Source organism: Variovorax sp. GW821-FHT10D07, assembly GCF_059415325.1.
On sequence record NZ_JBWKMZ010000015.1, the window covers coordinates 221,504 to 231,348 of the forward strand.

A 9,845-nucleotide genomic window follows, 5' to 3' on the forward strand; every position below is an offset into this window, starting at 1 on the left:
CCGACGCGCCGGCCGCCCGCCTTTCCTCTTCGTCAGTTGGTGGTCGGCAGGCGCTCGGCGCGCCGCAGGGTCACGGGCTGCGCGTTCTGCGAGCGGTCCACCGACGCCTCGGTCGCGCAGGTCGAATTGCTCGCCAGGCACGGGCCGCTCAGCAGGCCGTCCTCGGTCAGCACGGTGCGGCTCGGCGCGCCGAAGACGCGGTCGACCCATTCGTTGCTGCCCTCGGCATCGATGCGCAGCTCGCCGGTGGTGCGCGCCAGGCGCAGCTCGTTGACGCGCAGGTCGAACACGGCATCGACGTAGTCGAACAGCAGGTTGTAGTACTCGAGCTGGGCATCGAGCACCTGCGGCAGGGTGTCGCGGCCGAACTCGAGCAGGCGGCGGCGGCCGCGGAAGGCCTGGCCCGAAGTGCTCACGGCCTCCATCAGCTGGCGCTCGCGCTCGCGGCCCGAGACGGTGCGCGACCACGAGGCACTGGTGAGCTCGAACAGGTTGAGCTTCACGCCCTCGAGCTTGGCTTCCTGGTTCTCGACCTCGGCCATGGCGGTGCGCACGCGCAGCTGCCGGTCGAAGCCGCTGCCGAAGTTCCAGCTCAGCTCGAGCGCGGTGCGCGTGGGATCCTGAGGCGACACGCCGCGCGGGTCCTTGCTCTTCACGATCACGGCATCGACGGTGGGCCAGATGCTGGCCTCCTGCTGCTCGACCAGCGCCTTGGCCTTGTTGATGCGGCCCTGGGCCTCGGCGATCTCGGTGCTGCGTTCCTCGGCGCGGCGCAGCGCCTCGGCCTGCGAATCGATGCGCCACTGCGGCGGCGCGGCCAGCACCGGCAGGTTGCGCGTGATGGGCGTGAACTTGAAATAGCTGCGGAACTTGGCGATGGCCTCGTCGCGCTGGGCCTCGAAGTCGGCCTCGCGCGCGGCCACGCTGGCGCGGCGCGCGCTGGCCATGTTGAGGTCGTTCTCGCCGGTGGCGCCGAGCGCGACGCGGCGCGCCTCGGCCTTCGAGAGCTCGGCCACGATCTCGGTGGAGCGATGCGCGATCTCCTTCTTGAGGTCGAAGCGCTGCACCTGCAGGTAGGCGGTCAGGGCATCGAGCACCACCTTCTGCGAGGTGGTGGTGACGGCCTGGCCGTCGGCCTCGTTGCCGGCCTCGGCGGCACGGATCGAGGCGCTGATCGCGCCGCCGTCGAGCAGGCTCATGCGCGCCTCGGCGGTGATCACGTTGTAGCTCTGGGTCTGCGCGTTGGCGGCGCCGCTGTTGTAGTTGCCCGAGGAGGTGCCGACCTTGAAGCGCGGATAGCGCGCCTTCTTCGCCTGGTCGATCTGGAAGCCGCTGGTGTTGGCAGCCGCCTGCGCGGTCTGCACCTCGGGGTATTCCTGCGACAGCACGACCAGCGCCTGCTTCACGCGCTGCACGTAGCCGGCGGTGCCGATCGAGGGCGCGGTCAGGCGCCGCGCGAGCATCAGCGAGGGCGGCGGATCCTGGGGCCCCTGCGTCTCTTGAGCCATCGCGGTGGGCGGCAGCGCGAAGCTGGCGCACAGCGCCGCGCACAGCACGCCGGTGCCCGCCGGGCGCCGGCCGTTGGTCGTGCGGCGCTTCATGGTTCGCGGAAGGCTTCGCGCCGCAGCTTGAGCACCGGACGAAGGATGTACCAGATGAAGGGATCGGTGCCGACCTTGAGGTCGACCTCGGACTCCATGCCGACGGTGATGCGGTTTTCCTTGTGGCCGACGAAGGACTTGTCGGTGCTGATCAGGAGCCGGTAGTACGGCGCGCCGTTGGCGATCGCGGGGTCGCGGTCGGCATCGGCCGCCACCAGCGTGACCTTGCCCTCGACGGCGCCGTAGCGCAGGTAGTCGTAGGCGGTGATCTTGACCGTGGACTGCTGGCCGACCTCGACGAAGCCGCGGTCGTTCGGATTGAGCCGCGCCTCGATCATGATCTCGTCCTTGTCGGGCACCACCTCGAGGATCGCCTCGCCAGGCTTCACCACCCAGCCGGGGCTGCCGCTGCGCAGGCCCTTGACGATGCCGTCCGACGGCGCCTTGACCTCGGTGCGCGAACGCTGCGTGCGGGCGCGCGCGAGGTCCTCGCTCAGGCTCGCGAACTGGCGCTCGACGGTGGCGAGCTCGTCCGAGGCGCGGCGCCGGAATCGCCCCTCGGCCTCGGCCATCTTGGCCTGCGCCTCGGTGATCGCAGCGTTGGCCGAGATCACGCCCTGGCGCGCCACCGCGAGTTCGCTGCGCGCGGCCTCGGCCTGGCGGCGCTTCTCGAGCACCTCGACCTGGCCGACCAGCTTCTCCTTGAGCAGCTGCTCGGACACCTCGAGCTCCTTCTGCATCAGGTCGAGCCGGTCGCTCAGGCCCTTGACCTTGGCCTGCTGCTCGAGCTGCCGGCTGCGCGCGGCCTCGAGGCCGGAGATGGCGCCGGCCATCACGCCGCGCTGCTCGAGCGCGCGCGCGTCGTAGGCGCCGGTCTCGCCGGCGTACACGCCTTCGTCGATGTCCTTGGCGAAGGTGTCGCGCTTGAGCGGCTGGCCGCGGCTCTCGGCCAGCAGGCGCACGCGCGTGGCCTGGGTGGCGGCATAGCGCGCGGTCAGTTCCTCGAGGTTGAGGCCGCTGCCGCCGAGGTCGATCTCGACCAGCGACTGGCCCTGCTTGACGTGGTCGCCTTCCTTCACGAGCACGGCGCTGACGATGCCGCCTTCCAGATGCTGGATCGACTTCACGCGGTCGGAGGGAATCACGCGCCCGGGCGCGACCACGACGGTCTCCATCGGGAAGCCCAGGCCGACCACCGCGAACACGCCGATCAGGCCGCCGAGCAGCCACTGGCGCCGGCGGCCTTCGGGCGTGATCTGGGCGGCGCGCTTCTGGTCTTCGGTCTGCAGGACCTGCGGCAGATCGGCTTTCAAGATCTCGCCTCCCTTGCGGGCACTCGGTCGTCGCACTCGGTCATCGGTCGATCGGTCCAATCCATAAACAAATTCAGCGCATCAGGCGATCGAGCGGGCGGCGGATTCGCCATCCTCGCCACCGCCTTCGGGCAGCGCCACCAGCGCCTTCTTCACGCCGAACAGCTTCGGCACCATCACCGCGGCCGTGCCCTGTTCGACCGAGCCTTCGCCGGTCACATGGTAGACATGGCTGGCGGCCGAGACGATGCGCAGCGAGTGCGTGACCACCACCACCGTGCGCACCTTGGCCACCGCCAGCAGCGTGGCCAGCAGCGCGCGCTCGCTCTGGAAGTCGAGGTCGTTGCTGGGCTCGTCGAGCACCAGCACCGAGGGCTTGCGCAGGAAGCTCATGGCCAGCGCGAGCTTGCGACGTTCGCCCACCGACAGGCCGGTGCCGCCCTCGCCCACCATCGAGCGGTAGCCGTCGGGCAGCCGCGAGATGAAGTCGTGCGCGCCCGAGAGCTTGCAGGCCGCGACGATCTGCTCGTCGCTCTGGCCCGGCGCGGTGCGGCGCATGACGTCGATCAGCGAACCGCCGAACCAGTAGACCTCCTGCGAGAGGTAGCTGATCCAGCGCGACAGCTCCTCGCGGCCGAACTGCGAGAGGTCGTACTCGCCGATGCTGACGACGCCGTGCGTGGGCGTGTACAGGCCCGAGAGCAGCTTGACCAGCGTGGACTTGCCCGCGCCGTTGCGCCCGACGATGACGTGCAGGCCGCCCGGGCCGATGTCGAGGTCGAGGTTCTCGATGACCGCCTTCTGCGCGTTCTCGGTGAAGCTGAAGCTCACGTCCTTGAGCGTGATGCGGCCCAGCGGCTGCGGCAGGGCCATGCCCACCGGCGGCTTCTCCACTGGCTCGCCGAGCACGGTCTCGAGGCGCTTGGCGGCTTCCTTGGCGGTGGCCAGCGAGCGCCAGTTCGAGACCAGGCCGGCGATCGGCTGCAGCGCGCGCAGCGCGAGCATGTTGGAGGCCACGAGGCCGCCGACCGTCATCCACTGCTCCATCACCGAGATCGCGCCCACCGTGACCACGATCACCGAGAACACGGTCAGCAGCACCGTGGTGCCGTCGCGCGCGGTCTCGATCTGGCCGTTCTTGGTGAAGCTCTCGGTGAGCCAGTCGTTGTAGGTCTTCTGCCACATCTCGATGATGGGGCCGTCGTTGGCCTGCGACTTGAGCGTCTCGCGCGCATGGCAGATCTCGGCCGTCATGCGGTCGAGGCCGCGGCCTCGCTGCACTTCCTCGACGCGGCCGGCGCGCACCTCGTCGGCCCACCACCAGGCGAGGAACGAGAGGATCGCGAGGAAGGCTACCACCACCGGCAGCACCGGCAGCGCGACGATGCCGATCACCACCAGCCCGAACACCGCCATCGGCAGGTCGAAGATCGATTGCGCGAGACCGCCGGTGACGGTGCCGCGCACCGAGCCGACGTCGCGGAAGTACAGGTGCCACACCGAGGCCGGCCGCGCCTCGAGCGCGCGCAGCGGACGACCGAGCATGGAGCCCATCAACGCGCCCGAGACGCCGTGGTCGATGATCGCGCCCGCGTTGCGCAGCAGGCGCGAACGGCGCGTGCGCAGCCAGAACTCGATGCACAGGAAGAACAGGATGCCGCTGACCAGCGCCGCCAGCGTCGAGACGCCGCTGCGCGAGAGCACGCGGTCGTAGACCTGCAGCAGGAAGATCGAGGGCAGCAGCCCGAACAGGCTGATCGGAATGGAGCGCCAGGCCGCGCTCTTGATCAGCGGGTAGGCATCACGAAACGCGGTGTGGAGGGCGCCCGCATAGGGACTGGCACCGGGCTCCACGGGCCGCTCGGCGACCAGTTGAGTGGGCAGGAGAAACTTGATCATGGGCGAAAGCCGATCCCGTCAGGCGATGACGCAACGGCTTCATTATCAACTGTTACCCGACTGTTACAAGGCAATATTTCACTCTAGAAAGCAGTGCAATTCGAGGCTTTGGTCAGGGGTCGGTCAGACCCTGTCGCGGCTCGATGCGAGACGATTTCGGTGGGCAGGACGACGGTGCTGCAAGCGACCGTCTTCCGAGTATTCGCGGCCTGCGCGGGTTCGTCGTCTCCGGGCAAACCCCGGTCCAGCAGGATCGCGACATTGACGCACAGCAGCATGCAGACGACCCACGCGCACAGCAGTTGGGCCCAGCGGGTCCACCAGCGGCGCGCCGGGGCGGCCTCCTGCTGCGCGGGCAGATGAAGGAGTGCATCCAGTCTGGTCATGGCAGTGCTTTCAAAACCCGGGCCAGCCGGGACAGACCCACGCCCGCGGAGCTTTTCGCGAGCACCCAGTCGCCCGGCTGGAGCAGGCTGCCCAGCGCGGTCGACAAATCGGAGACGTCGACGAACCAGTGCGAACGCACTTTCGAGCTGATGCGCGCATGCAGGGCCCGCATCAGCGGTCCGCACAGCAGCACGCGGTCGGCCTGCGTGGCCAGCAGCTCGGGCTCGAGGTCGAGGTGATGGCGCTGGGCCGCCGGGCCCAGCTCCTGCATGTCGCCGAGGATCGCCACGCGGCGCGCGGGCTCGCACGGGGCCTGCGCCAGCAGCTCGAGCGCGGCGCGCATCGAGCTCGGGTTGGCGTCGTAGGTCTCGTCGATCAGCTTGAAGCTGCCGCCGCCGATGTGGATGGTGTGCAGCGCGCCGCGCCCGCCGGGCGGCTCGAACTGCGCGAAGGGTTCGACCGCCGCGGTCAATGGCAGCCGCAGCGCGGTCAGCGCGGCCAGGCCGGCGACGGCGCTCATGCCCATGTGGCGGCCGGGTGCGTTCAGGCGCAGCTGCAGCGGCTCGCCGGCCACCATCGCCTTCACCTCGCCATGGTCGAAGGAGACCAGCCGCACGTCGGCCGCGCGGTGCTCGCCGTAGCTCACCACCTGCAGCTGGCGCTCGGCCGCGGCTTCGGCGAACACCGGGTACTCGACCATGTCGCGGTTCAGCACCACGCTGTCGCCGGCGGTCATGCCGAGGAAGATGCGCGCGTCCTGCCGCGCGGCGGCCTCGGCCGGACCGCGGTGCTTCTGCGCCGCGGCCGAGGGACCGGTGATCACCGCGAGGGTCGGGCGCACGAGCTGCGTCGACGCGGGCAGCTGCGACTGGCTCATGTCGAGCACCCAGTAGGCGGCGTGGCGCGGCAGGCAGGTGAGGTTCCACGCGATGCCCGACGGCAGGCTGATGCTGCCTTCGGGCTGGCCGACCTCGCCCCACACGGTGAGCGCGCTGGCCATCATGGCCGCCACGGTCGCGCCGGCGACGCCCTGCCCCACGACGGCGCAGACGCCGCCGTTGAACTCGGCGCGCGCATGGGTGCCGAGCTGCAGCACGGCCTGCGGCAGGTCGGCCACCTTGAGCACCGGCACGCGCTTGTCGAGGTGCGGCTTGGGATCGACGCACAGCACGGCGGCCGCGGGCTGCAGCACGCCCTTGAGCGCCACGGCCGCGAGCGGGGCCTTGGCGTTGCGCGTCTGGTTCTCGAACACCACGCGGCCCTTGCGCAGGAAGGAGCGCTGCGCGACGCCGCTGGCGCGCCAGCCGTCCTCGGGCTTCACCACCCACTCGCCGCCGGTCACGCGCGCCATCTCGCTCGCGGTCCAGGTGCCGCCGTCGTCGCGCGGTCCGCCCTGCCCGACCGAGATGCCGCCGCCGGCCACCGCGCCGGCGCCCGCGCCATGCAGCGTGCGGCGCTCCACCAGGTAGCGGTGGAAGGCCACGAAGCCCGAGACGTACTGCTCGACATCGTCGATGCGCACGCGGAACGCGTGGTGGCGGATGAAGAACGAGCCGACGATGGTCGAGGGACGGCGGAAGTACATCGCCATCTCGGGCCAGAAGTAGCCGTTGAGCAGGTAGTGCGCGCGGTAGTCGAGCGCGCGGTAGAACTTCTCGACGTCGAGCTCGTCGAGCAGGTGCCGCATCGCGGGCATGCCCTCGAGCCGCTGCAGCATCTGCTGCGCGGCCAGCATCAGCTCGAGCAGCGTCGGGAAGGTGGTCTTGCGGTCGAGCACGAAGTCGAGGTAGCCCGCGACGTTCTGCAGCCCGAAGCGGAAGTAGCGCTCCTGCGGGCTCCAGCGCGCGAGCTCGTTGACGCAGCAGCTCAACCAGTGGTCGTGCGCCTGCCAGTGCTGGCTGGCGATGAAGTGGTCGAAGGCCTTCTCCACCACGGCGAGCCACTGGGGATCGCGCGTGAGGCCGTAGAGGCGCAGCAGGCCGTAGGAGGCCTGGCCGTCGTAGTAGATGATCCGCGAGGCCTGCTTGAGCGTCAGGTCGTTCGCATGGATGACGTGGTTGAAGCGGCCGGTCGCCGGGTCCTGCAGCGAGGAGATGCCGAGCGCGAGCTTGTCGAGCAGCGGCAGCCAGCGCCGCGTGTCCATCGCTTCGCAGTACTTCACGAGCGCCAGCACGCAGGCCGCGTTGCCGCCCAGGCGGATCTCGCCGCCGGTGTCGACCAGGAACGAGATGTCGCGGCCGTCGGCGAGCTTGTAGTCGCGGATCAGGTGATGCACCAGGCGATCGAGCGCGCGCTCGATGGCCGCGCGCAGCGTCTCGTCGCGCGTGATCTCCCACGCCTCGATCATGGCGTAGAGCGCGCTCGCATGGCGCATCGCGTCGTAGGTCGGGATGCGCCGGTCGAAGCAGGGGAAGTAGCCGTAGACGAACAGGCCGTCGGCCTGCACCTGGCGCGCCAGGTACGAGGCGCCGCTGCGCACCAGGTCGAGCGTCGATTGCGGATTGAGCGCGGGCAGCTGGCGCCGACCGGCATCGAGCCCCGTGCCCACGAGCTTGTGCACCACGCCGTCGGGCTGGCAGAACAGGCCCACGGTCGCCAGCAGGAACACCGGCTGGTCGCCCGGCAGGTCGAGCGAGAGCCGGCGGCCGAAGCGCGCATCGGCATAGAGCTCGAAGTTGCGCGGGTTCACCACCGCGTGCGCGATGGTCGAGTCGCCGCTGAGCATCGCGTTCGCATTGAGCTCCTGCTCGGTGAACGCGAGCTCGAAGTCCTTGTCGAAGGCCAGGCCGAGGCGGAAGTAGTTGCGCTTGACCGACGCCAGCTGTCCCTTGAACTGGACCCAGTCGATCGGGCTCGCGCCCTCGACCCAGTCGATGCGCAGCCAGGGCGAGACGATGCCGTGCTCGTGCACCCAGCGCTCGACCTGCTCGGCGCCTTCGCGCCAGGCGGTCTCGAGCACGGCCGCGCGGGTGTGCACCACGTGCGCCCGCTGCGTGCCGTCGCTCACCGAGAAGAACAGCGTGAAGGCCGGGTATGGCGCCGGCAGCGCCGCGCACACCGAGACGAGTCGCTCGTGGCAGGCGTGGAGCTGATCGGAAAAGGACATCATTCGGCCCCGGTCGAAAACGGGCAACCGGCCCTCTTCGTCATGCGTTGCCGCGATGACTCGGAAGACCGGGAGCTGCCATCGAAGGCATCGCAGTTCCCTGGTTCAGCGGTAGCTGAATTCGGCGCGGCGATTGAGCTGGTAGCCCTCCTCGGTGTTGGCAAGCGATGCGGGTTTTTCCATGCCCCAGCTGATGGCTTCGAGCCGTTCGGCGGGCACGCCCAGCTGCGTCAGGGCGCGCTGCACGGCTTCGGCACGGCGCTGGCCCAGCGCGAGGTTGTATTCGCGGCCACCGCGCGAGTCGGTGTGGCCTTCGAGCACGACGCGGCTCGTCGGGCGGTTGCGCAGGAAGCTGGCGTGCGCCTCGACGATGTTGCGGTACTCGGGCTTGATGTCGTATTTGTCGAAGTCGAAGTACACGATCTTCGACACGCCGGCCGGGCCGTTCTGCACCGGCGGCGGGGGCGGCGGCTCGACCTTGGCGACCGCGCTCGCCCCCTTGTTGGAGTAGTAGTAGGTCGCGTCGTCGCGGCCCTGCTTGGGCCCGGTGCCGCAGGCGACCAGGCTGGCGCCCAGTGCCGCGATGGCCAGTATCCGGAAATTCGTCTTCATACCGTTCCTTTCAGAGGACGGACCGTTGCCGGTCCGTCCTTTCTTCTGCTGCTCGTTCTCTTTTTTTCCGTCCACTGTCCGTGACCGGATCAGCCCAGCAGGCCGTGCAGGATGTTGGCGACCGGGGTCACCACATTGCCCACCGTGTGCTCGACCTGGCTGGTGATCGGGGTCACGACCTGGGTCAGGTTGGTACCCAGGGCGTGGTCCACGCCGTCCAGCACGTTGGCCACCGTCTCGACCACCGGCGCCGCGGCACCGGAGGCGCCCGCCAGGATGTCGGTCACCGGGGCCAGTGCGCCGGCGCTGGTGCCGGTCAGCGAATCGACCACCGGCGTCGCGCCACCCGTCAGGCCGCCGAGGATGTCGGTGACCGGCTGCAGGATGTTGGCCAACGGGCCGTCGCCGCCAAGCGAGCCGAGCAGGCTGCCGACGAGGCCGTCGTTGCCCAGCAGGCCGCCGACCAGGCCGTCGTTGCCGAGCAGGCCACCGACCAGACCGTCGTCGCCGAGGACGCCGCCGAGCAGGCCGCCTTCGCCGCCGCCGAGCACGCCACCCAGCAGGCCGTCGTTGCCCAGCACACCGCCGAGCAGGCCGCCGTCACCGCCGAGGACGCCACCGAGCAGGCCGCCTTCGCCACCGCCGAGCACGCCACCCAGCAGGCCGTCGTCGCCCAGCACACCGCCGAGCAGACCACCGTCGCCACCGAGGACGCCGCCCAGAAGGCCGTCGTCGCCGAGGACGCCGCCGAGCAGGCCGCCATCACCGCCGAGGACACCGCCCAGCAGGCCGTCGTCGCCCAGGATGCCGCCGAGCAGGCCACCGTCACCGCCGAGCACGCCGCCCAGGAGGCCGTCGTCGCCCAGGATGCCGCCGAGCAGGCCGCCGTCACCACCGAGCACGCCACCCAGCAGGCCGCCATCGCCC

Annotated in this window: 6 protein-coding genes and 1 pseudogene; all 7 read right to left on the reverse strand. The window is 70.1% G+C overall.

Features of this window, described 5'->3' with window-relative positions:
- Positions 1–32: 32 nt before the first annotated feature.
- Positions 33–1,601, reverse strand: a complete 1,569-nt coding sequence (locus AC07PU_RS34385; RefSeq protein ID WP_208511240.1) for a TolC family protein — start codon at positions 1,599–1,601, stop codon at positions 33–35.
- Positions 1,598–2,914 carry an HlyD family type I secretion periplasmic adaptor subunit gene (locus AC07PU_RS34390; RefSeq protein ID WP_093347724.1) on the reverse strand — a complete coding sequence of 439 codons (1,317 nt, stop codon included), beginning with the start codon at positions 2,912–2,914 and terminating at the stop codon, positions 1,598–1,600. Before AC07PU_RS34390 ends, AC07PU_RS34385 begins: the two co-directional genes overlap by 4 nt.
- Positions 2,915–2,995: 81 nt before the next feature.
- The gene (locus tag AC07PU_RS34395; RefSeq protein ID WP_208511239.1) at positions 2,996–4,813 is read right to left on the reverse strand and encodes a peptidase domain-containing ABC transporter; all 1,818 of its coding nucleotides are present in this window, start codon (positions 4,811–4,813) and stop codon (positions 2,996–2,998) included.
- 83 nt (positions 4,814–4,896) lie between these two features.
- Positions 4,897–5,199 carry a hypothetical protein gene (locus AC07PU_RS34400; RefSeq protein ID WP_143129249.1) on the reverse strand — a complete coding sequence of 101 codons (303 nt, stop codon included), beginning with the start codon at positions 5,197–5,199 and terminating at the stop codon, positions 4,897–4,899.
- Positions 5,196–8,306, reverse strand: coding sequence for a glutamate ligase domain-containing protein (locus AC07PU_RS34405; RefSeq protein ID WP_256222729.1), 3,111 nt, complete (start codon positions 8,304–8,306; stop codon positions 5,196–5,198). The genes AC07PU_RS34400 and AC07PU_RS34405 overlap by 4 nt, the downstream gene beginning before the upstream one ends.
- Positions 8,307–8,411: 105 nt before the next feature.
- Positions 8,412–8,918 (reverse strand): peptidoglycan-associated lipoprotein Pal, encoded by a 507-nt coding sequence (gene pal, locus AC07PU_RS34410; protein ID WP_093347731.1) that lies wholly within the window; start codon positions 8,916–8,918, stop codon positions 8,412–8,414.
- Between the two features lie 89 nt (positions 8,919–9,007).
- Positions 9,008–9,845 (reverse strand): annotated as a pseudogene (locus tag AC07PU_RS34415) (hypothetical protein); the annotation flags it as partial.